The following is a 22525-nucleotide window of genomic DNA, read 5'->3' on the forward strand; positions in this document are numbered from 1 at the left end:
CTGATGGCGGCGGTTGCCGCACTCCAGCACCAGATCGGTCATCACCCCCCAGAGCGCTGGATCGCACAGCCACGCGTGCTGGCGCCGGATAAAGGCAGGGTGCCAGTGCGGCTCACCGAGTCCCACCAGCTTGCCCACCAGCAAGGCTTCCCGGATGGCGGCAACCGCCGCCATCAGGGACTGCTTAACGCGTGGCTAGCGGGGGAAGAGCACTGGCAAGGGGAACCCTTGACCTTGGCACGGCTCTATCCGGTCTGGCTCGATTCCTGTGCCTTCACCGCATGGCTGGCGCCGGAGTTTCCGGCGCTCTTCGCCGCCTTGCGCCAGAGCAATCTGGCGCGCCCTGCCCATGTGCGGCTGCGGGTGCATCTTTGTGAGCCGTCATTTGAGTGGCAAGGGTTAACCCCAACCTTGTGGCAACAGCACAATCGGGGGCGGGATCAGGCGATGGCTGACTATCTGCTCACCCTACCGACCCAAGGGGTAGTACTGCTGGCGGGGGCGCGTCATCTGCTCAAAGCGGCCGGTGATCCTCATTTCACTCAGCCCAGTGCCGGTCAATTGCTGCAGACTATGCGACCGGGCTGGCTGTATGTGCTGCATCCTTGGCTGCACCCCCAGCCGCTGGATGAGGCTGGGGCTGAGTTTGAGAGTGAGCAGGAGCAGGTCTGTGGGCTAGCAGGTCTCACCACGGCGGATCTCTATCCCGACTGGCCAATCCATCCTCCGCTTGATGGCTTGGTCGATCAACTGGTGCGTGTGGCAGGTGCTGGGCGAGAGATGCGAGTCTGCCCCTGCGTGTTAGCCGAGCCGTGGCGGCGCCGGCTAAGGGAGCGCGCGCCCCTGTTATCTGCTGGGATTGCCCGTCAGTTACAACAGTGGCTGGGGTGATAAAAGGGGAGCCAAGCTCCCCTTGCTAGGGATCAATCCGTCCTGCTCTATCGCTGACAAAGTTGCACCATTTACGGCGTATATTCTTTCCCACCACCGAAAATTCAGCTCGTTCACTCTTTTAAAGAAGTTTCTACTGGTCGTACCTCAATAAATATCTTTGCTTTTTGTTTAACAAGGTATTTACATCTAGGGTGTCACTACCCTCGGTGACGCTCTCAACGGCAAGGAGCCAGTTATGACCCATGTCGACATCCCCTTCCTTCGTTACCTTGATGCGCAAGGGTGCCCAGTCGCCACCTTACCGACTTGGCTGGACAAGGCGATACTGCATACCTTCTATCGCAACATGGTGATGGTGCGCAGCTATGACAAAAAAGCGATTGCGCTACAGCGAACCGGCAAGCTTGGCACTTTTCCTTCTCATCTTGGCGCGGAGGCGATCGGTATTGGGGTCGGGTTTGCCATGCAGCCACAAGATGTCTATGTCCCCTATTACCGAGATATGCCTGCCCTGTATGTGCGAGGCGTGCCGATGGAGAAAAACCTGCAATATTGGGGAGGGGACGAGCGGGGTAGCTATTTTCTCAAACCCGATGGTTCCCCTTCCGAAGATTTGCCCATCTGCGTCCCCATCGCCACCCAGATCACCCACGCCTGTGGCATTGCATCGGCTTTCAAGCTGCGTCAGCAACCACGGGTTGCGGTGGTCACCATCGGCGATGGCGGCAGTTCCAAAGGTGATTTTTTAGAGGGGCTCAGCTGTGCGGGGGTATGGCACTTGCCGATGGTCATCATCATTAACAACAACCAGTGGGCTATCTCGGTGCCTCGTAAGCTGCAATCCAATGCGCCGACCTTGGCCCAGAAGGGGGTGGGTGCTGGGGTGCGCAGTGTACAAGTGGATGGTAACGATGTGGTCGCGGTTCATGAGGCAGCCCGTCGCGCCATTGAGCGGGCGCGCAACGGCAAGGGGCCGACCTTGATCGAAGCGGTCAGCTATCGGCTCGGTGATCACACCACGGCCGACGACGCGACGCGCTATCGGGATGCGGCCGAGGTGGAGGCCGCTTGGGCGAAAGAGCCGATCAAGCGGCTGCGCCAATTTATGCACCAGCAAGGTTGGTGGGACGAGGAGCAGGAGCAGGCGCTGCTGGCTGAGGCGGCGCGAGAAGTAGAGCAGGCGGTGGCTCGTTATGAGGCGCAGATGCCCCAGCCACCGGAGGCGATGTTTGACTACCACTATGCCCACTTACCTACCGAGCTCCTCCCGCAGCGTGAGCGGGTCATTGCCAAAGCCATGCAAGAGGAGGCAGGCCATGAGTGAGATCAGTTTGCTCGAAGCGATCAACATGGCGCTGCACTACGAAATGGCCCATGACCCTGATGTGGTGGTGCTGGGCGAAGATGTGGGGGTCAACGGCGGGGTGTTTCGTGCCACTGTAGGGCTGCGCGATCGGTTTGGTTTTAAGCGGGTGATTGATGCGCCTCTGGCTGAAGGGTTGATTGCGGGGGTTGCGGTGGGGATGGCTACTCAGGGTCTCAAACCGGTGGCGGAGTTTCAGTTTCAGGGATTTATCTTCCCCGGTATGGAGCAGATCATTTGCCAAGCCGCGCGGATGCGCAATCGCACCCGAGGCCGCATCAGCTGTCCTCTTGTTTACCGTTCCCCCTATGGCGCGGGCATTCACTCGCCGGAGCACCACAGCGAGAGTGTCGAGGCGATGTTTGCCCATATTCCGGGGCTGCGGGTGGTGATCCCCTCCAGCCCGAGGCGTGCCTATGGGCTGCTGCTCTCCGCCATCCGCGATCCGGATCCGGTGATGTTTTTTGAGCCTGACCGTATCTATCGCTCGATGAAATCTGAGGTGGTTGACGATGGGGTCGGCTTGCCGCTGGATGTCTGCTTTACCCTACGAGCTGGCCGCGATATCACGGTGGTGGCGTGGGGCGCCTGCATTCAGGAGGTGATGCGGGCAGCCAATCTGCTGGCCGAGCAGGATATCCAGTGCGAAGTGCTGGACCTGGCCACCATCAAGCCGCTGGATATGGCGACCATCCTGACCTCGGTACGTAAGACCGGGCGGTTGCTGGTGGTGCATGAGGCGTGCGGCAGTTTTGGCGTCGGTGCTGAAATTGTGGCGCGGATCAGTGAGTCAGCGCTGCCCAGCCTCAAGGCACCGCCTAAACGGTTAACGGGGGCTGATGTTGTGGTTCCTTACTCTCGCAACGAAGCGTATTACCTCATTACTGAACAAGATATTGCCGATGCCGCCCACCAGCTGATGGAGAACCTGTGGCTATGAAATTTTTCAAATTACCGGATCTGGGTGAAGGGCTGGCCGATGCCGAGATTGTCGAGTGGAAAGTCAGCGCTGGCGATACTGTCGATGTTGATCAGGTGCTGCTGTCGGTGGAGACCGCCAAGGCATTGGTGGATGTACCCTCCCCCGTTGCTGGGGTGATTGCCCGGTTATGTGGCGCCGAGGGGGATATCCTTCATATTGGTGCACCACTGGTGGAGTTCGAGGGGGAAGAGGAGGAAGGCAGCGTCGTCGGTAAGGTGAGCGCTCAGCAGCACCGTCTGGAAGATCAGTTTGTGGTGGGGGCTCTCCCTTCCGGCAGTCTGCTGGTGCAGGCCATGCCTGCGGTACGGCTGCTGGCGCAGAAATTAGGCGTCGATATCGATCAGCTGCAAGGGAGTGGGAACGGCGGCTTGGTCACTGAACAGGATGTGCAGCAAGCTTTCGAATCCCAGCAAAACAGTAGCAACGAGTTTCTCAAAGGGGCACGGCGGGCCATGGCCAAGGCAATGACGTTGTCCCATCAGACAGTGGTACCAGTCACGATCACTGATGAGGTGGATTTGCGCCATTGGCAGCCAGATGAAGATGTGACGGTGCGTCTTATCAAGGCGATTGGGGTGGCTTGCCTCGCCGAGCCATCTATGAATGGGTGGTTTGATGGCGATACCCTGTCAAGGCGACTGTTCAGCGAGGTCAATGTGGCGATTGCCGTAGATTCCAAACATGGGCTCTATGTGCCGGTGATGGAAAACGTAACCGAACGGGAGGGCGCCGATATCCGGCAAGGCTTAGATCGGATGATTGCCGATGTGAAAGCCCGTGCCGTTCCCCGCGAAATGTTGCAGGGGGCGACCATTACTCTCACCAACTTTGGTGCCATCGCGGGCCGCTATGCTAGCCCTGTTGTTACGCCGCCGCAAGTCGCTATCGTTGGGGCGGGATCTTTGTTTGAAAAAGTAGTGTTTATCCATGGTGAAGCGCGCCCCGTCCGCGTGCTGCCACTATCGATGACCTTTGACCACCGCGCTTGTACCGGAGGCGAGGCAGCTCGTTTTCTCAAGGCGTTGGTGGCGGCCTTGAGGGCGCCGACATACTAGCTGTTTGTGCCCAGTCTTGATTGGGCACAAATTTGTTTGCGTAATCGACAAAGCCACGTATAATCTTTTTTAGCTTGAAAAGGCGATAGTTATGTCAATAAAGATGATGTTTTACATCTTTTACTGTTGTTCATAAATTAATCCCGTTTTTTGAGCTTTACCCGCTGAAAAGCATAAGTAATTATTTTGAATACAGGTTTAAAGATATGTCTAACATGATCACCGGTACCGTTAAGTTCTTCAACGAAACCAAAGGCTTTGGCTTCATCCAGCAAGAAAACGGCCCGGACGTTTTCGTTCACTTCAGCGCCATTCAGGGTAACGGTTTCCGTACCTTGGCTGAAGGTCAGCGCGTACAGTTCTCTGTAACCCAAGGTCAGAAAGGCCCGCAGGCTGAGAACGTAACTGCTCTGTAATTCTTACAGAATTTAAAAAAGCCGCAGTACTGCTTAGTACTGCGGCTTTTTGTTTATGGATATTTTAATTGTTTCACTTCATGCCCTAAATCATCATGCTGCCACTGATATTTGCCACCCTGCTGCTTATCAATGATCCGAAGCCGACGATGGAGGCACAAGATATTTGTGAGCAATTTGTTCGAACAAGAATAGAAATAGCATCATTTGATGAGATAAGCGCTTTGCCTATACCACAAAAAGTAGGGGAGTGGCTGGTCGAAGGTCAAGTGAAAGGACCCGAAGGTCCTTTGTTGTTTGCTTGTCATCTTGATCATCAGGCCGAGCGCTGGATATTGCTCAACTTTTCGCTTTGGGCTCCTCAACCGATCAAAGAGGTTTGAGAGCGACCAGCAAGTGTTGCAGATGCTCCACCATCGTCATGCCAAATGGGGTGAGATAGCCACCATCTTCTGCGCTGATCAAACCTTGCCGATGCAGATGAGCCGCTGCTTGGCACAGCTCTTCAGCCATATCACTCCGTAATTTAATACCTAGGCTCAAGTTAGCCGGATCAAAGCAAGCCAGCACTTTTAATTGGTTGATGACGTCATCAGAAATTTGATCAATACCAATCATCGTTTTACTCCTCACACCAAAGATGGTTGAAAACTATCACTCTGAGCCTCACTTTAGTGGGCGCTGGTTCAAAGTATTGGGCTTTAAACTCATCAAGTTATGCCACATGTTGTTTTATTAGGCACTTTGATATTGATAGGGATGACGATCTCGAAAGTTGGATAGATCACATGTGATAGAATAGTCGACTTAATATCCTCGACGTTTCACTGATCAGTTAGCTTAAGGTATTGCTTATGACCCAGATCTCCATCGTGTCGCTGTTGCATTCTCTGGGTACTCATTTCCCCGTTTACCCTACATCCTCGCTGATTATATTGCTGGATGCTCATCAGGGTGATATCTGGTTACCGACCCGTCAGGGGGGAGACATAACGCAGTTGCGACAACATAGCACGGCAATGGCGGTAAATGATCTGGCTTCACTCGATGCGGGGTGGTGTGATTTTGCTGCCGCTGAAGAAGGGACAACGGCAGAGTTAAATGCGCTAGCTAGCTATGATGCAGAGATGATGGATAACCTGCAGATGTATTGGCAGAGCGCCGCAAAAATTAACAGCCCGATCAGCGATAACCTATTTGAGCTACGCCGTGAGGTTGTCGATGAGGCCCATGGTGTTAAGTTGGCTCAGGCTTGGCAACAGCAGCAACAGCGTCGTTTTGAACAACTGATCAACGCAGCAGCCAGCGGGCGTGCTCAGCTCTGTTTTGTCGAAGTGGAGTCGGCTTACTGGTTACGCCAGAAGCTAAGTGAAGTCGCTGATATTGAGCTGATCACCCCGAACTTTACCTAAATAAACTCGGTCATCACCCCTCACTGTGGGTAGCGTTTATGTTTTACCCTCTGCCCCATACTGAGTCGAAGACGGTTGAGTCGTAAACTGGACAAGCTGACCACAAGATGTGAACATGGCGCCCTTTATCCCAAGAGAGACGTGGCCAATGAGCTATGAATTGAGCGATACCGAGCGCAATGCTGCGCTGCAATTGAACGCCGACTACCGCTTTGATCACTTCATTAGCAAGCTGGTCGAGCATGAAGAGCTTTATGTGCTGACCGACGAGCACGGCGTGATGATGCTGACCACTGAGGATGAAGATTGCATTCCGGTATGGCCGCATCCTGAGTACGCCAAAGCATGGGCAGAAGGGGAATGGGCGAACTGCAAACCTCAATCTATCACCCTTAATGTATGGCTAGCGCGTTGGATTGATGGGATGGCGCAGGATGAGCTATGTGTTGCCGTGTTCCCTACGCCAGATCAGGAAGGGATCGTATTAGAGCCCGCTGATATCGCTGATGCGATTGCCCAGAAACAGGCTAAGCGCTCCTCGTAGTTAACGTTGATAAAACGAGCCGCCCAGCCTATGCCAGTCAATTCTGACTGGCATTTTTTATGGGGTAGTGGAGCCTGTAGGGTGCGTGGATATGGGAGATGTGATCCTAGGAGTAACGGAGATCTGCGGGAAGATCGACGCTATCCAAGGGAGGTATGGGCCGATAGCTGTTGCGTTGGAGGCTGTGGCATGACCGCTACTGGTGACGGCGACGATATGCTGCTTACCTGCGATCAGCTGCCACCAAGCGGCGCCGCTGTCGCCTTTTGCTATTCTCGCCCACAGCCCTGAAGAGGGCGGTATTGCCTGAGGCTCATAGGCCGCCACCTGTAAATAGCCGTGTTCAAACTGATGGGTAATCCGGCTTTGGCCATAGAGTCGCCGTCGCTCGGTTGCTATTTCATAATTAGTGGTCGGTCGAGCACCGACCCCCCACTCACCATATCCAACCAAGTTCACCGGGGCGTGCAATAGAGGGGCGCCCTGATAAAGGGTGGGCGGCGTCAGGGGCTGACCCGCTTTATCGGGCAGCGGACGCCGCGTGGGTAATTTGAGTAGCGCGATATCAGCCGCGCTCGCACTCAGCCCCGCAGGCCTGTGTAAACGTGCCGGTGGCACATAAGCCACGCCGTCGCCATAGGCAATTGGCATTCCTTGCCACGAGATAAACTGAGAATGGACTGGGGTGACCTCTCCTTGATACGGCACGCAGTGAGCGGCGGTCAGGAGGTAGGTCCACTGTGCCTGTTCACCCAGCCAAGTTGCGGTACAGCCTGGCAGGTAGCCAACGGCGAGAAAGGGCGATAACTCACTTTGCTGGCGTAAGGCGATAGCGACGGCACCCATGCTTTTTTCCACATGATTCAGATCGCCGCCGAGCTGGTGGAAAACAGCATCGCTGATGACGATAGCTTGGCATGGCTGCGCCATCAGAGAGGGTAACAGCAGCGGGAAACACGATAGTTTCATTCGCACGGTGGACTATGGCAGGGTAATAGTGAAGCGAGCGCCGCCAAGCACAGACGCATCCACGCTAATGTGGCCGTGATAACTATCGACAATTTCGGTTACCACTGCTAGCCCAATGCCTTGCCCAGGAGAGCTATCGGCGCGTACACCCCGCTGAAATATTTGCTCTGATTGGGTCGGGTCGATACCTGGGCCGTCATCTTCCACATGAATGCACAATTGTTGACCGTGCCGTTGTAGGGTCACGCGCACTTCACTAATCGCAAATTTGCAGGCGTTATCGAGCAGGTTGCCCATCAGCTCCATCAGGTCACCTTGTTCACCATGGAACAGCGCATCATCGTCAAACTGAAAATGGGTTTGTAGCTTTTTGTGGCGATAGACTTTTGCGAGGCTAGCCAACAGCTTTTCAATCAGTGGCACCGGCTCGGTACCCTTATTGGCTAGGCGTTGCCGACCCGTCACCGCTCGGCGGAGTTGGTACTGGATCATCTGATCCATGGTCAGGATTTGTTCATTGATATTGCTCTGAATATCACGGCCCAGTGCCATTTCACGGGTCGTTATTTGGATTAAGGCCAGCCGCGTTTTTAAGCTATGAGCCAGATCGTTGAGAGCATGTTGATAACGCTGGGTTTGTTGCCGCTCATTTTCCAGTAGCTGATTGAGTGATTCGGTCAGTGGGGCCAATTCACGATCGACGTCACCACCGAGTGACTCGCGTTTGCCCGCGCGAATTTCGTCGATTTGGCGGGCCATATCGCGCAGAGAGCCCAAGCTCCAGAAAGTGGTTATTATCAGCAGACTCGCCAGCAGGGCGTAGGCAAACATTGCTTGGCGAATACGGTAGTAAAGGTAGGCATTGATGTGCTTTTGATACTCTTTGGCAGAATCCACCATCACCACATAATAGGTTGCGATACCGGAGCCGGTATTGCGCAGAAAGCGCAAACTATAAATGAAATAACTATTGCCGTTTGGCATGGTATGTTTCTTGAAAAAATAGTCGAGATCCATCCCCCCTAAATAGGTCATGAAGTCGCCGCAAATGGTCTTTTTCGTTTTGATCACCTCCGGCATATGCAAATTTGACCAGATAAGGTCACCATTTGCCCGGCAAATCAGGGTGTCGAGGTTACTGTCGATTGCGCTACGTGAAATACGCCCTAACGCCGTTTGTTCGCTCTGATCTGGGTCGGTGGAGGAGAATATTTTAGACAGATTCTCCTGCATCCGAGCGCTGGCTTTTTGCGATTGTTCTTCTGCGTGGCCCAAATAGAGAACGTAAACGGCAAACGCCATGATCAGCGCAATCACCAGCAACGAGCTGACCAGCAATTTGAGATGCAGCGAACGGCGCAGCAGTCGTAGTGGGTACAGTAGCGAAAAGCGTCCCATCAGTGACACGGCAGGTTGAAGATATAACCTTGGCGCCGGATCGTAGAGATCGGCTGGATCGCCCCTGCCGGATCGAGTTTTTTACGCAAGCGGCTGACCATGACCTCGATGGTGTTAGGGTCCCCTTCGCCATCGCCATAGAGTTGATCGAGTAATTGCTGTTTCGACACAACCTGCCGAGCGTTGCGCATCAGATATTCCAAGATCACATATTCAAAGCTGGTGAGCACAGCCACTTCATCTGCAATACAGAGCTCTTTACGGGAAAGATCTAGCTCGTAATCACCCGCTTTGACTTTGGGGGAGATAAAGCCAGCGCTGCGCCGAACCAAGGCATTGAGGCGAGCTAGCAACTCGTCTTTTTGAAAGGGTTTTACTAGGTAGTCATCGGCGCCGGCCTCTAGTCCTTCGACCTTGTCTTGCCAGTTACCGCGAGCGGTGAGGATCAAAATCGGAAAGGGGATCTGGCGTTCGCGTAATTGTCGGATTAACTGCAAGCCATCCATATCTGGCAGACCTAGATCGACAATGGCAACGTCAATGGGATAGTCCGCGGCATAGTGCAGGGCAATGGCTGCCCGATCGGTACTGTAAACCTGATTATGTGCGTCAGTCAGCAAAGAGGAGAGGTGATGATTAAGCAGTTTGTCGTCTTCGACCAACAGAATTTTCATGATATACGCGGTCATAGTGATCCATGCCATCAATTAGAAAGTGTAAGCAGATCAGAGTCAATGCGAATCCTAATAGCCGAGACCTGTATCAGCGCTGAATCGATGAAACATGATTTGATGCCAAAAGGAAGGGCGCGATAAATCTATCCTTTGCCTTTCATGCTTGTGCTGTATCGAAACTGCGATAGGTGGGGAACAACGTGGCCCCAAAGGATGCGTAAAAAATAAAGAGAGCACGGTACGCAGCAGGTTAAGCGGGCTCGATAGCCACTATCAGGCAGGTGGGTTCGTTAATGGTAAAACGCACATTGAGATCATATAGCCGCACACCGTACACCTTTTCATCCACTTTGCCTTTTTTATAAGCAGGACGTGGATCTTGGGCCAACACCTCTATCACTAGCTGGCGCAGCTGGGGGTGAGCCGTGAGCCACGGTTGTAGCTGCTGCTCGGCCTCGGCACTGAAGCTCACCGTCAGCGCTGGAGTGGGGGCATCAGGGGCAAAACCGCCATGGGCATCAGGCACGCTGTCGACATAGGGCAGATAGGGTTTAATGTCGACGATGGGGGTGCCATCGAGTAAGTCGACTCCTGCGAGATCGAGCCACAGACAGCCTTGCTCATGGCCAACGCCAAGCAGCTCAACGACCGATAGCCCCAAGGGATTAGGGCGAAACGTGGAGCGAGTGGCAAAGACCCCTACCCGTTGATTACCGCCGAGGCGAGGAGGGCGCACGGTCGGATGCCAGCCTTGTGCCATGGTGTGATGAAACACGAAGCTCAGCCAGAGATGAGAGAACTGCTCGATGCCACGCAGCGTATCGGGGTGATCATAAGGAGCCTGCAACACCAGCTGAGCACGGGCTGTAGGGACGAGACCCGGTTGGCGTGGAATCGCAAACTTTTCCTTATAAGGAGAGTGGATGATCCCTAGCGTATCGAAGCTAAACCTCATGGTTGTGGCGCGACTTTCAGGGCTTGTGCGTAGCAGATCACCTGCTTAAGACAGCCTGGGGTATCGCTGAACTCGGCACATTTATCGAAAATCACCCCATTACCCCCCATGTCGGCCACCTTGCGGCGAGCCTGTGTCCGGGCCTCACCAGCATTGGGGATCGGCTGGTTAGCGTCGGCCTGACAAGATTCCCCCTCGACGGTGCCGAGGTAAAGGTGGTTGAGATCAGTCAGCTGATCTTGGTCATAAATCTGCACGCTACCGGGTTTGAAGTAGTCGTCGAAGTTCTCTTTATCCAGATTAGTGTTGAAGGCGTAGTTGGCACAGCCGGAGGTAATCAGGGGCATCAGCAGGATCAGGCGTTTCATATCGGTGTCTTATTGAATAGTGAGAGGGGCATTATAGGGGCTGGTCACCGATGGCGACCAGCCCCGTTTTGGACTCAGGTATCGGGGAGTGCCCCGTCAGGTCGGTGCCAACCGTTGATAGAGACTGCGGTAGTAATCATCTGCCATTAGTGCCTGATGGGGAGCGCAGAGGCGGATCTGCCCCTCTTCCATCAGGGCAATTCGATCCATCTGCTCCAGCCCTTGCAGACGGTGAGAGATCAGCAGCAGGGAGCGGTCGGCGCCAAGGATAAACAGTAGCGCCATGATCTCCCGCTCGGTCTGACTGTCGAGTCCTTCGGTCGGTTCATCCAGCAGCCAGAGCGGGGCATCGTGCAGCAGGGCGCGGGCGATACCGATGCGGCGCCGCTCGCCGCCAGAGAGGGGACGACCACCGTCACCAAGCCAAGCGTCGAGACCCGTTTCATCTTCTAGCAGGGTGGTAAGGCCAACCCGAGTCAGTACCTCGACCAGCTGTGCATCGGAGGCATTCGGCGCCGCCAGCTTGAGGTTATCTCGCAAGCTGGCGGAAAACAGGTGTACCCGCTGACTGACCACCGAGATGGAGGCGCGTAGCGCCCCTTCGCTGTAATCGGTCAGTGGCTTGCCATCGAGCTGGATCTTACCTGCCTGCGGGCTCCACTCGCGGGTCAGCAAGCCCATCAGGGTCGATTTGCCACAACCGGTCTGGCCCAGCAGCGCCAGCTTCTCGCCAGCGTGCAGTTGGAGGGTACAGCCGCGCAGTACTGGCTGCGGGTTGCCGGGATAACCGAAGTAGAGGTCGTCGATCTGCAGGGAACCCTTGCTGGCATGAGCCTGTTCAGTGCCCCACTCGGGGGCTTTAGCCTCTTGCAGGATCTCATTGAGGCGGCGTGCCGAGGTAAGGCTGGTGGAGAGATGCTGGAAGGAGCCTGCCAGTGGCATCAGCGCCTCGAAGCTTGCCAGTGTGGCAAACACCATCAGGGCGGTGATGGGATCGGGGGCCGCTCCCGCCACGCCGTGGCCTGCTAACCACAGCATCAGGGTCAGGGTCCAGCCACTGAGTAGTTGCATCGAGAAGCTAGCCAGCCCGCTCACCTTAGCCATGCGCGCTTGTGCCCCCAGCAGTGCCTGTTCAGCCTGCTGTAGATCGCCCAGCGCGTTGGGAGCAGCGGCAAACATCTGCAATTCGGCCTGGCCATCCAGATAGTCCACCATCTGGGTGCGCAGGTTCGCTTTTGTGGCAATCAGCTGCTGACCAGGGCGACGACCGAGGAAGTAGAAGACCAGCGGCACGCTGATCAGGCCAACCAGCAAGATGGTACCCAACGTCAGGGCGAGACGGCTATCGAACAGGGAGAGGAAGATAACCATGGCGCCACAGCCCAGTACTGCCGTCGCGATGGGGGTAAGCAGTCGCAGGTAGACGTGGTCCATGGCATCAATATCGGCCACCAGCCGGTTGAGCAGGTCCGCTTGGCGAAAACCGGCTAAGGTGGCGGTGGAGAGGGGCGAGAGTGTCTGCCAGAACCAGACTCGCAGCCGAGTCAGTACCCTAAACGTGGCATCGTGGCTCACTACCCGCTCTCCCCAGCGCCCAGCAGTGCGGAGGATCGAGAAGAAACGCACGCCGCCCGCAGGGGTCATGTAGTTGAAGGTATCGCGGCTAGCGACAGCCATCCCCGCTACGGCGGCGGCAGAGAGGAACCAGCCGGAGAGCGACAGCAGCCCCATGCCGGCGATCAGGGTAACCAGCGCCAGCAGCAGACCAAGGGAGAGGCTGAGCCAGTGCTGACGATAGAGGCGCAGAAACGGCAACAGATCACTCATCGAGAGAACCTCCAGAACGTTGGGAGAGCAGGTGGGAGAAGGGGCCCTCTGCCTGACTCAGTTGCTGGAAACTGCCCTGCTCCACCAGTTGGCCACGTTCCAACACGAGGATCTGATCCATCTTGCCGAGCTGATCGAGGCGATGGGTGATCATCAGCAAGGTCTGGTTAGCCATCGCCTGCTCCAGCGTGGCCATGATGGCGCGCTCGGAGTGACGATCTAAGCTGGCAGTGGGCTCATCCAGTACCATCAATTGGGTCGTTTTGAGTAGAGTGCGCGCTAGCGCGAGGCGTTGAGCTTGGCCGACCGAGAGGCCACCCGCTTGATCGCCAATCGGATAGTCGAGTCCTTTCTCGCGAGCAAAGTCCCATGCTTGTGCCCGTTTCAGGGCCTCTTCTAGCTCGCTATCGCTGGCCGATGGCTTGGCCAATAGCAGGTTATCGCGCAGGGAGGCATGGAACAGCTGCGGGTTTTGCGAGAGCCAGCCTAGTTGTTGGCGCCACTGGGCCATATCAAGGTGAGCAAGCTCCTGCCCGTTGACCTTGATCTCACCGCGATAGGGGGCGAAGCCGAGCAGGGCATTGACCAGTGAGCTCTTGCCAGCACCGCTGATGCCGATGAGGGCCGTGCGTGAACCGGCCTCCAGCGTGAAGTTGAGCGGGCCGACTAGCACCTTGCCCTCAGCGCTTAGCACCTCAAGCGCGTTAGCTTCCACTTTGATGGGACTGTCGGCGTGGAAAGGGGTATTGCCTGCGGCCGGCTCGCTCACCTCGGCTTCAAGAAACTCCAACAGTTGTTCTGCAGCGCCAATCGCCTGCGCTTTGGCATGGTAGTGGGCCCCCAGCTCGCGCAGCGGAGCGTAAAACTCGGGAGCTAGGAACAGCACGAACAGGCCGGTAAACAGCGTGACCTTGCTGCCATAGTTACCAAAATCGAGATGATCGATGGAAGAGAAGCCAAAATAGACCGCCACGAGAGCCACCGAAATGGCCGCGAAAAACTCCAGTACGGCGGTGCTTAAAAACGCCAGACGCAGCACCTCCATGGTGCGCAGGCGAAAATCCTCTGACGCTTCGCGGATCACCTCACCTTCTGCGTGGGTGCGCATAAAAAGCTGTAGGGTGCGCAGCCCTTTTAGGCGATCGAGAAAATGGCCAGAAAGACGGGCCAGCGCCTGAAAGTTGCGGCGGTTGGCATCGGCAGCGCCTACCCCCACCAAGATCATGAACAGTGGGATGAGTGGGGCCGTACCAAGCAAAATAAGGCCAGCAGCCCAGTTGACAGGGAACACGGCCACGAGGATCACCACCGGAATAAAGACGGCGATGGCCATTTGTGGTAAATAGCGGGAAAAGAAATCCTGCATGTTTTCAATCTGTTCCAGCAGCAAGCTGGCCCAGCTACCGGCTGGGCGCCGCTGGATATAAGCAGGACCGAGACGACTTAAGCGAGTCAGCACTAGCTGGCGGATGGTTTGGCGCACGGCGCTACCCGCCTTAAAGCTGGTGACTTCTCGGCTGTAGGCGAGCACCGCCTTGCCAAGCGTCACCAGCAGCAGAGCAACAAAGAGGAAGATGGATTGCTCGGGTTGCTGGCCTACCACAATAAAGCCATGGAGCAGGGTCGCCAGTAGCCAAGCTTGTGCCACCATCAGCATCCCCTGACCTAGGCCAAGGGCGATGGAGAGCGTGATCCAGCGGCGACCGTGGCTCGATTGTGCGCGCAACCAGCCATAGAGACGTTTTTGTGTATTTTTATCCATTACCACCATCCTCGCGTCGAGTGGCGCAAGACTATCCTTGCCGTTTCGCCTTGGCAACCGTGGAAATTATCCGATTAGCAGAGGGATGCTGAAAAAAGAGACGGGTTGCTTAATAGTTGGTCGAACAGCTTGATTTACTGAAAAAAATGACAAACCTATGATTGCGCTTAACGGCAAAATGCATATAGTAGGTGGCCTGACGCGGGTGTAGTTCAATGGTAGAACGGTAGCTTCCCAAGCTGCATACGTGGGTTCGATTCCCATCACCCGCTCCAAATTAGCAAGTCAAGCGGGCATCGTATAATGGCTATTACCTCAGCCTTCCAAGCTGATGATGCGGGTTCGATTCCCGCTGCCCGCTCCAGATTCATAACAAAAAGCCCACTTCATGAAGTGGGCTTTTTGTTATCGTCATGGTTTATGTCTGCTCTACGCGATTATCGCGCACCCTGATTCAGGATAGTGCCTTCGCGTGCTAACACTCTGTTAAGAGCTCTCCCCATTAGTGTTCTTGGTCTTGAGAAGGGGCACATACTCACCACTGCATGCTGTTAGGCCGCGCGGTTTGAAGCTTGGCAGGCACTAAATAGCTAAAGGCGCGTAACGCGCCTTTAGGATTCACCAGTATCGCTTTATTCCTGCGCTAGTTCGCCGCAGAAGCGGTAACCTTCACCATGAATAGTGGCAATAATTTCGGGGGTGTCACTGATGCTTTCAAAATGCTTGCGGATCCGACGAATTGTCACATCGACAGTGCGATCGTGAGGTTTTAGCTCACGGCCAGTCATTTTTTTAAGCAAGTCGGCACGGGTTTGAATTTGGCCTGGATTCTCACAAAAGTGCAGCATGGCGCGAAATTCTGAACGGGGCAGCTTGAAAGTGTCACCACTCGGGCTGACTAACGCACGGCTATTGATATCAAGGGCCCATCCATTGAACAGATAGCGCTCGACTAGCTTTTTATCGTCACTACCACCGACTACGTTCATGGTACGACTGAGTAAATTGCGAGCGCGAATAGTCAATTCTCGTGGGTTGAATGGCTTGGTAATGTAGTCATCAGCACCAATTTCTAAGCCCAAAATTTTATCCACTTCATTGTCGCGGCCGGTCAAGAACATCAGCGCGATGTTGTCATCTTCACGTAGCTCTCTGGCTAATAGCAAACCATTTTTGCCCGGCAAGTTGATGTCCATGATTACCAGATTAATGGTGTGGGTCGTCAATGCATGATGCATCTCGTCGCCATTATTAGCTTCAAGTACGGTGTAACCTTCAGCTTCGAAAATACTTTTCAGGGTGTTACGTGTGACGAGCTCGTCTTCGACGATCAGAATATGTGGTGTTTGCATGAGTATTCCCAGATTCTTATCAGTTAATGATCTTAAATTTAACACTCTTTAGCATATCAAGCCGATTTCCTGACTGATCCTGAAAGTTAATTACGTCATCCTGGGTATGGCTATCAGGCCGGCATGGTGCGAATTTGGTATCGGTACTGGCAGATATCCCTGTGCCACAGATAGGTTCCCGACAAGTCTGATCGAGTTGAGCCTAGAAAGGTAATCCGTTACGAAAGTTGCAGTATTTTATCAGTTAACAGACACATAACAACAATCTTTGCTGTCAGATAGCAACTTTTTAACGCAAGCTTGATATAGGTCAAACCTAAGATTCTCTGCACGATGCTGGGTTTAGGAACCATTTTTTGTGCAGAAAAATGTAAAGCGAAGTAACAAATAATTGACATTTTTTGTGGGAAAACTACAAGAAAATGTCGGTAAGCCCCTGACATACTTTTTATCTTGTGGTTTATTTATCTGCCAAGAGGAATGGCATAGGGCTCTCTAAGACCCGTTGCGGTGGCGTGTTAGTGCTTCGAGGGGACGGTTTAAGGTAACCATGACCAAGAATTGATTGTTATGTGAAGAACAAATTGCCCATGGTGTGCTCGTCAGAAATTAAAGCCAACTCCCAGACTCAGTGCTTGACCGGCGGTAACGGGGGCAACGCCATAATTGGCGGTGACAGAGAGACGCGGGGTTAATAGCATGCTCGAATGCAGTTCAAGTAATGTACTAGCCCGATTTAGTTCTAGATGTTTGATCTGACTACTTATATTGATCACAGGTGAGAGCTGGTAGCGCAAACCCGAGCTTAAATTGAAACCAGACTCACGGTTCTGACTCGCGACAGCAGGGCCAGCCTCCATGAACAGCGTTAGATTGTCGATCACAGGGTAGCGATATCCACTGTTCACCAGCCATAGATCAAAACTGTCGTTATGATGGGGCGCGCTATTGAGTAGTACGCCGGAATAACTTTTTATATAGAGTGCAGGATTGCTCTCTTGCCGAAACTGATCCCAACCTGCGGCTAGTGCTGTCATGCTGGTACAAGATATCAGTAGCGTGATGAGTGATCTGAGCATGGTTCCCCTCCTTGCGATCAGAGCAAGATAAAAGCATGGCAGATGCCAGCTGTTGCTGTTAGTGAAGGGATAGGCAATTCAATAAATTTCTTTAGTACGATCCTCTGGCATGATAAATAAGCGGTCCAGTTGATAGCGTCAATCATTAAGGTGAATTTATGAACAATAAGCTAATTTTGCTTGCGGTTATGGTTTTAGCGGGCTGCTCTGTTATGGGGTCTACCATGGCGCAGTTACAAGCATCTCATTGGCAGTTGCAAGGAGCTAATAGCGACACGTTCACGTTACAGGTGACAGATGGCAAGGTTGCAGGTAAGGGCGGCTGTAATCGCTACTTTGGTAAATTGAGCCAACAGGGTGAAGGCCTTTTAAAAGTGAGTTCGATAGGGGTCACCCGTATGATGTGCATGGGCGCATTAGCAGCTGAAGAGTCGGCATACCTGCAAAAATTGGAGCAAGTGAGTGCGTTTAAGGTCAGCGGTCAGCAGTTGGTGTTAAGTGATGCGAATAATGTGGCATTACTGACTTTTAACGCGGTAGCAGGTAAATAACCTGACTGTTCATCCTCTGATGCCCTCTATCTTGTGCTAGTAAGGTACTGATCTCCTTTAAACCGAGTCTTAGTAATGGAATGAGCGTCTGTCTGGGTTGCCTGCATAAACAGTAAGGGAGGCCTAGAGCCTCCCTTACTGTTACCTCGACTAGCCATTGGCTGGCATCACTCGGTATCTATTCCGATCGGTTTTACTTATCCCATACATCGCGCAGGGCAACGGTGCGGTTGAACACCAGCAGCTCTGGGCTGGAGAGCTTGTTATCGGCGCAAAAATACCCTTCACGCTCGAACTGGTACGCCTGCTCTGGCTTGGCGCTGTTGAGGGAGGCTTCGACACGGGCCCCCTCGATGATCACCAGTGAATCCGGATTCAGCGCGGCTTCGAAGTCATCCTCGGCACCTGGGTTCGGTACCTTGAATAGACGGTCGTAGAGACGCACTTGGGCCGGCAGGGAGTGAGTGGCGCTGACCCAGTGGATCACCCCTTTCACCTTGCGGCCATCGGCTGGGTCCTTGCCTAGCGTGTCGGGATCATAAGAGCAGTAGATGCAGGTGACCTTGCCATCGGCATCTTTCTCGATACGCTCAGCCTTGATCACATAGGCATTGCGCAGACGCACTTCCTTGCCCAGCACCAGACGCTTGAACTGTTTGTTTGCTTCTTCTTTGAAGTCTGCTTCGTCGATGAAGATCTCGCGGGTGAAGGGAAGCGTACGGGTACCCATCTCGGCATTGCTCGGGTGGGCCGGGGCAGTCAGCACTTCGTCGGCAGCCAGGTTCTCGATGATCACCTTAACCGGATGCAGCACGGCCATGGCACGTGGGGCATTTTCGTTGAGATCGTCGCGGATGCAGGCTTCCAGCATGCTCATCTCGACGATGTTGTCTTGTTTGGTGACGCCGATGCGCTTGCAGAACTCGCGGATGGAGGCCGGAGTGTAGCCACGCCGACGCAGACCGGAGACTGTCAGCATGCGCGGGTCATCCCACCCATCAACGTGCTGCTCGGTCACCAGCAGGTTCAGCTTGCGCTTAGACATGACGGTGTATTCGAGGTTCAGACGAGAGAACTCGTACTGACGGGGGTGGCAGTCGATGGTGATGTTGTCCAGCACCCAGTCGTACAGACGGCGGTTATCTTGGAACTCAAGGGTACAGATGGAGTGGGTGATCCCTTCCAGCGCGTCTGAGATGCAGTGGGTGAAGTCATACATCGGGTAGATGCACCACTTGTCCCCAGTCTGGTGGTGGTGGGCAAACTTGATGCGGTAGATCACCGGATCACGCATCACCATGAAGGGAGAAGCCATGTCGATCTTCGCGCGCAGGCAGAGTGTGCCTTCGGCAAACTCGCCGTTCTTCATCTTCTCGAACAGGGCCAAGTTCTCTTCTACGCTGCGCTCGCGAAACGGGCTGTTCTTGCCAGCTTCAGTCAGGGTGCCACGGTACTCGCGCATCTGCTCCGGGGTCAGCTCGTCGACATAGGCCAGCCCTTTTTCAATCAGCTCGATGGCGTAGCCATGCAGCTTGTCGAAATAGTCGGAGGAGTAACAGATCTCGCCGCTCCACTGGAAGCCGAGCCACTGCACGTCCTGCTTGATGGACTCTACATACTCGATATCTTCCTTGGCCGGGTTGGTGTCATCGAAACGCAGGTTGCACTGGCCCTGATAGTCGCGGGCGATGCCGAAGTTCAGGCAGATGGATTTGGCGTGGCCGATATGGAGATAACCGTTCGGCTCGGGCGGAAAACGGGTATGCACGCTGCTGTGCTTACCGCTGGCCAGATCTTCATCAATGATCTGACGAATAAAGTTAGTTGGGCTGTTCGCCTGACTCATGGCTCACCTCAAAAAAGCGTCACTGGCGGAAGTTGTGCCGATTAGCACGCTTACCATCTCCCGCACTCAAGCCGACCATGATCTCTTATTACGACGCTTGCCTCAACCTGAATTTACCCGTTAGAGGGGGGTTAGTTCAAAACGAGGCAGGCATCGCTGTGCTTAGCCCATTTGTATAAAAAAAGACCCCGCACAAGGCGGGGTTGAAGGTGATGAAAAAAGCACAAACAGACAATACACACACAACAAAGGTTCACACGTACAGTCAACCTTTCCCAAATCTGATGATAAATCAGCCTTGGGAAAGGCGGGTCTTGCGACCCACCTCATGTTAACGGTTGACTGCTATCAGTTCAGCTCGGTGACGCGGCTGGTGCGCTTGCCATCGAAGCTGGTGGTACGCAGGTAAACTTTACCAGCGACGGCCGGCTTGGCAGTGGCGTCGTAAGCAGTCCAGTTGCTGCCATCCATGCTGTATTGGATGGGCAAACCTGGCAGATCGACGTTCGCTTCCAGCACGCCATTCACCACCTTGGCACCCGGTACAGAGAGGCGGTATTCAACACCGGCCTGATCCAGCTTCGGCAGCACGCGTTGACCCAGCAAATTGGCAAATTGGTTCCACTCTTTGTTGAGGGTAGCCTTGTTGACATGCTTGGTCTCGCCAGAGAACTCGCGGCCTTTCACGTAATCGAGCTCGAAGCCACCTTTGTGCCAGGCACGCTCAGCCACCGAGAAGACGCGCGGATAAACCATGTACTCAAATTGAGCGTCGGTACGGACAGTTTCACTCCACTGCTGACCAGAGATCCCTTTGAACTTGACTGGGTCTTGGTCACCTTTGGCCACAAACGCATTGCCGTCGCGGTCAACTGAGGTCTCAGCGTTTTGCGGCAAGTTCTCTGGGGCGAAGGCAAACACCTTGCGGGTGTCGTTGAAGCGAGTCGCCCAGTAATAACCACGCTCAGCGGGGTGGACCTCATTCGGGAAATCGAAATAGAGGTAATCTGGGTTGGACAGGACCACTTCGTAACCTTTATGGGCCCACTTCATCGCTTCGTTGAAGCCACCCCAGTAGAGGGTTTCCCAGAAGTTGACGCGGGTGTTATCGGTAGCGAAGTCTTTGGCGCTGTTGGCGTATTTCAGACCATCTTCCCATGCTTGCAGAGTGGAGAAACCGTGGCCTTTGACCATTTCGCTCACTTCTTTAGCGAAGTAAACCGGCAGCTCGCCCACTTCTTTGATCTTGCCATCGTCGATCATCTTTTGGCACAGCGGCGACTTACCAAACGGCTTGTCCTGCTTGCTGGCGTCTACATTGCCTTTCCAGCCGACCAGATCTTCCTTCTTGGCAACCGCGGGGTCCTGATAACCGCCACCTTGCATGATGTTCTTCGCCTCATCACCACCGTAGTGCCATGCGGTCAGCGGCTGGCCTGCGGCTTGGTGCATCTGAGCCACTTCATCCATCACCTTGGCGACAAATGTTGCTGCGCCAGGTTGGCAAGGGTTGATGAACGACATCTTGTCGTAGAACTGGACTGAAGTGACGTTGGAGGTATCAGCCGGGTCAGTCAGACGGAACTGGTTGGCTTCTGCCTCTTTACCTTCCGCCATCAGGCGCTGGTAGCGTGCTTCCATGGAGACCACGGCCGCGCGAGCGTGAGCTGGCATGTTGATTTCAGGCACAACGGTGACGCCGCGCGCCTTGGCATAGCGCACCAGATCCACGTAGTCAGACTTGCTGTAGAAACCAGAACCTTGGTTGTCGTTGGTTGGGCCAGAGCCCAGCTGCGGCATCAGGCACTTGGTTTCTGCCTCATCGTGGCAACGCTGACTGCCTACCTCGGTCAGCTCCGGTAAGCCTGGGATCTCTAAACGCCAGCCTTCATCGTTGGTCAGGCCCAAATGCAGCACGTTCAGCTTGGTAGCTGACATCTGGTCAACCAGCTTTTTCATGGTATCGAGGCTGCGGAAGTGGCGGGCCACATCTGCTTGCATACCACGGTAGCTAAAGCGTGGGGCATCTTCGACTTGCATCGGGGAGACCAGCTTGTCATCGACCCCCAGCAAGGAGAGCAGTGACTGGGCACCCCAGAAGGCGCCATCAATGTCATGACCCTGGATCACTGTGCCTTTCTGACCAATGGTCAGGTCATAGCCTTCCGCTTGCTTGAGTTTGCTGCCGAGCTTGATGGTCACTGGATAGCCGGTGTCGGAGAGGGTAACCCCCAGCTTGGCCAGTTGTGCCTTCAGCGCTTCAGCACGGTCGGTTGGCAAGTCCAGCGCGTTCAGCTTAATGGTCGAGAAATCGATTTGTGGGCCAGCGTTGACCACCTGCTTCATTGGGGTCGGCAGGATCTGGTTGTCAATCTTGCCGGCGGGCAGCAGGGTGCTGGTCTGGTTGGCAGCAAAACGAGTTTCGCTGTTCATCAGGATGTTGTTGTCATCCTTGGTGCGCTTCCAACCATCGGCCGGCATTGGCTGTTGGTAGGTGCTGGCATCATCGATATTGCTCATGCTGGCCAGCACTTTTGGCTCAGCCCCTTCGCTGGCAACGTACCAGTTCGGCATGATGTCTGATTCAAACAGTACCCAGTACTCGACCACCAGTGGCACTTCGACCGTGGCGTCCTTGGCAAAGCCTTGGAACTTCTCGGTTGGCGTCAAACGATAAAGATCGCCGGTCAGGTGAGTGATGGTGAATTGGTCGTTATCGACCCGTTGGATACGACGAATGGAAGAGACGTAGAGGCTCCAGTCTTTGGAGGTCACATCAGCACCGGTGTTAGTCAGGTGCAGCTTGGCAACGCCACAGCTGGCCCACTCTGAGCCCAGCGCTTGGCAATCGAGGCCTGCACCAGCACCGTCATTGGTGACTACTTGGTACTTCACCACCAGATTGTTGGCAATAGCATCCACGACTGCTTGTTTGGCTGGGTCAGCCGCCAAGGCTGGGCCAGCAAAAACGGTAGACATGGCAATGGCTAACAGAGAATGTTTCAAGTTCATAACTGCTGCTCTCATTTGAAGTAAAGGTTGGAATATCTTGGCTTTTTATATGGGCCCTGAGGCAGG

The 22525-nt window shown here is 54.4% G+C and carries 21 protein-coding genes and 2 tRNA genes; 11 read left to right on the forward strand and 12 right to left on the reverse strand.

Annotated features, from left to right (window positions below):
• Positions 1-3: 3 nt before the first annotated feature.
• The 6 genes from CUC53_RS04400 to CUC53_RS04425 all read left to right on the forward strand — a co-directional run bounded on the left by CUC53_RS04400 (position 4) and on the right by CUC53_RS04425 (position 5093).
• The gene (locus tag CUC53_RS04400) at positions 4-891 is read left to right on the forward strand and encodes a hypothetical protein (RefSeq protein ID WP_236757863.1); all 888 of its coding nucleotides are present in this window, start codon (positions 4-6) and stop codon (positions 889-891) included.
• Positions 892-1129: 238 nt separating this feature from the next.
• On the forward strand, positions 1130-2218 hold the full coding sequence (pdhA, locus tag CUC53_RS04405) for a pyruvate dehydrogenase (acetyl-transferring) E1 component subunit alpha (protein ID WP_100293029.1): 1089 nt from the start codon (positions 1130-1132) through the stop codon (positions 2216-2218).
• Entirely contained in the window at positions 2211-3197 is a 987-nt protein-coding gene (locus CUC53_RS04410; RefSeq protein WP_100293030.1) for an alpha-ketoacid dehydrogenase subunit beta, read from the forward strand. The genes pdhA and CUC53_RS04410 overlap by 8 nt, the downstream gene beginning before the upstream one ends.
• Positions 3194-4294: a dihydrolipoamide acetyltransferase family protein gene (locus tag CUC53_RS04415; protein WP_100293031.1), complete on the forward strand. Its 1101-nt coding sequence runs from the start codon at positions 3194-3196 to the stop codon at positions 4292-4294. The genes CUC53_RS04410 and CUC53_RS04415 overlap by 4 nt, the downstream gene beginning before the upstream one ends.
• A 206-nt stretch (positions 4295-4500) precedes the next feature.
• Entirely contained in the window at positions 4501-4710 is a 210-nt protein-coding gene (locus CUC53_RS04420; protein WP_005302803.1) for a cold-shock protein, read from the forward strand.
• Positions 4711-4805: 95 nt separating this feature from the next.
• On the forward strand, positions 4806-5093 hold the full coding sequence (locus CUC53_RS04425) for a hypothetical protein (protein WP_100293032.1): 288 nt from the start codon (positions 4806-4808) through the stop codon (positions 5091-5093).
• Here the strand turns inward: CUC53_RS04425 and CUC53_RS04430 are convergent.
• Entirely contained in the window at positions 5080-5328 is a 249-nt protein-coding gene (locus CUC53_RS04430; protein ID WP_100293033.1) for a TIGR02647 family protein, read from the reverse strand. The genes CUC53_RS04425 and CUC53_RS04430 overlap by 14 nt on opposite strands.
• Positions 5329-5564: 236 nt before the next feature.
• On the opposite strand from CUC53_RS04430, the gene CUC53_RS04435 reads away from it, so the two are divergent.
• Both CUC53_RS04435 and CUC53_RS04440 read left to right on the forward strand, forming a co-directional pair.
• Positions 5565-6122, forward strand: a complete 558-nt coding sequence (locus tag CUC53_RS04435; protein ID WP_100293034.1) for a hypothetical protein — start codon at positions 5565-5567, stop codon at positions 6120-6122.
• 148 nt (positions 6123-6270) lie between these two features.
• A complete protein-coding gene (locus CUC53_RS04440) occupies positions 6271-6666 on the forward strand; it encodes a DUF2750 domain-containing protein (RefSeq protein WP_100293035.1) in 396 nt (131 codons plus the stop codon).
• A 57-nt stretch (positions 6667-6723) separates the two neighbouring features.
• Here CUC53_RS04440 and CUC53_RS04445 read toward each other — a convergent pair whose 3' ends face one another.
• The 7 genes from CUC53_RS04445 to cydD form a co-directional block, all read right to left on the reverse strand.
• The gene (locus CUC53_RS04445) at positions 6724-7635 is read right to left on the reverse strand and encodes a trypsin-like serine peptidase (RefSeq protein ID WP_157798197.1); all 912 of its coding nucleotides are present in this window, start codon (positions 7633-7635) and stop codon (positions 6724-6726) included.
• Between the two features lie 12 nt (positions 7636-7647).
• Entirely contained in the window at positions 7648-9033 is a 1386-nt protein-coding gene (locus tag CUC53_RS04450; protein ID WP_100293037.1) for an ATP-binding protein, read from the reverse strand.
• Positions 9033-9707 carry a response regulator gene (locus tag CUC53_RS04455; protein WP_167386683.1) on the reverse strand — a complete coding sequence of 225 codons (675 nt, stop codon included), beginning with the start codon at positions 9705-9707 and terminating at the stop codon, positions 9033-9035. The genes CUC53_RS04450 and CUC53_RS04455 overlap by 1 nt, the downstream gene beginning before the upstream one ends.
• Before the next feature lie 250 nt (positions 9708-9957).
• Positions 9958-10662 carry a tRNA (N6-threonylcarbamoyladenosine(37)-N6)-methyltransferase TrmO gene (gene tsaA / locus CUC53_RS04460; RefSeq protein WP_100293039.1) on the reverse strand — a complete coding sequence of 235 codons (705 nt, stop codon included), beginning with the start codon at positions 10660-10662 and terminating at the stop codon, positions 9958-9960.
• Positions 10659-11030: an Rcs stress response system protein RcsF gene (gene rcsF / locus CUC53_RS04465; RefSeq protein WP_100293040.1), complete on the reverse strand. Its 372-nt coding sequence runs from the start codon at positions 11028-11030 to the stop codon at positions 10659-10661. Before rcsF ends, tsaA begins: the two co-directional genes overlap by 4 nt.
• 96 nt (positions 11031-11126) lie before the next feature.
• Complete coding sequence (cydC, locus tag CUC53_RS04470; RefSeq protein WP_100293041.1) at positions 11127-12857, reverse strand: heme ABC transporter ATP-binding protein/permease CydC; 1731 nt, start codon at positions 12855-12857, stop codon at positions 11127-11129.
• Positions 12850-14619 (reverse strand): heme ABC transporter permease/ATP-binding protein CydD, encoded by a 1770-nt coding sequence (cydD, locus tag CUC53_RS04475; RefSeq protein ID WP_100293042.1) that lies wholly within the window; start codon positions 14617-14619, stop codon positions 12850-12852. Before cydD ends, cydC begins: the two co-directional genes overlap by 8 nt.
• 201 nt (positions 14620-14820) lie before the next feature.
• Here cydD and CUC53_RS04480 point away from each other — a divergent pair.
• Together CUC53_RS04480 and CUC53_RS04485 are read left to right on the forward strand one after the other, a co-directional pair.
• A tRNA-Gly gene (locus tag CUC53_RS04480) sits at positions 14821-14894 on the forward strand.
• A gap of 14 nt (positions 14895-14908) precedes the next feature.
• A tRNA-Gly gene (locus CUC53_RS04485) sits at positions 14909-14983 on the forward strand.
• Positions 14984-15251: 268 nt separating this feature from the next.
• On the opposite strand, the gene arcA is transcribed toward CUC53_RS04485, so the two are convergent.
• Positions 15252-15971 carry a two-component system response regulator ArcA gene (arcA, locus tag CUC53_RS04490; RefSeq protein WP_100293043.1) on the reverse strand — a complete coding sequence of 240 codons (720 nt, stop codon included), beginning with the start codon at positions 15969-15971 and terminating at the stop codon, positions 15252-15254.
• A gap of 602 nt (positions 15972-16573) precedes the next feature.
• Positions 16574-17050, reverse strand: coding sequence for a hypothetical protein (locus CUC53_RS04495; protein ID WP_100293044.1), 477 nt, complete (start codon positions 17048-17050; stop codon positions 16574-16576).
• A gap of 158 nt (positions 17051-17208) precedes the next feature.
• On the opposite strand from CUC53_RS04495, the gene CUC53_RS04500 reads away from it, so the two are divergent.
• Positions 17209-17601 carry an META domain-containing protein gene (locus CUC53_RS04500; RefSeq protein ID WP_100293045.1) on the forward strand — a complete coding sequence of 131 codons (393 nt, stop codon included), beginning with the start codon at positions 17209-17211 and terminating at the stop codon, positions 17599-17601.
• Positions 17602-17794: 193 nt separating this feature from the next.
• On the opposite strand, the gene glnS is transcribed toward CUC53_RS04500, so the two are convergent.
• Both glnS and CUC53_RS04510 read right to left on the reverse strand, forming a co-directional pair.
• On the reverse strand, positions 17795-19447 hold the full coding sequence (gene glnS, locus CUC53_RS04505) for a glutamine--tRNA ligase (protein ID WP_100293046.1): 1653 nt from the start codon (positions 19445-19447) through the stop codon (positions 17795-17797).
• 348 nt (positions 19448-19795) lie between these two features.
• Positions 19796-22459 (reverse strand): beta-N-acetylhexosaminidase, encoded by a 2664-nt coding sequence (locus CUC53_RS04510; protein WP_100293047.1) that lies wholly within the window; start codon positions 22457-22459, stop codon positions 19796-19798.
• Positions 22460-22525: the final 66 nt, after the last annotated feature.

Origin of the sequence: Aeromonas cavernicola, assembly GCF_002795305.1 — a bacterium.
GTDB lineage: Bacteria > Pseudomonadota > Gammaproteobacteria > Enterobacterales > Aeromonadaceae > Aeromonas > Aeromonas cavernicola.